At 76.8% G+C, this 228-nt stretch carries 1 protein-coding gene; it reads right to left on the bottom strand.

Going from position 1 to position 228, the window contains the following annotated elements:
* The coding region (locus KVS67_RS13810) for a DNA-formamidopyrimidine glycosylase family protein (protein ID WP_305799851.1) at positions 1-228 on the bottom strand (228 nt) is incomplete at both ends.

Raw genomic sequence — 228 nt, 5'->3', positions numbered from 1 at the left:
GGGCTCGGCGGCCGGGGCGCCGTCGTCGTGGACCTCCCGCTCGCCGATCCGGCGGGGTGCGCCGGTCGAGGACGCGGCCGCGAAGTCCTGATCCCCGCCGAAGGTCCACGCCCCGTACATGCCCAGGTGGACGTGGGGCACGTGGCCGCCGGAGACGTCGGCGAAGAAGTGCTTGCCGTGGGCCCGGGCGCGCTTCAGGACCTGGCCGTCCAGCAGGGCGGCCCCCTC

This window comes from Micrococcus sp. GbtcB5 (assembly GCF_019091605.1).
Lineage (GTDB): Bacteria > Actinomycetota > Actinomycetes > Actinomycetales > Micrococcaceae > Micrococcus > Micrococcus luteus.
Note: the sequence above shows the minus strand (reverse complement) of the source record. Positions and strands in the feature narration are given on the sequence as shown.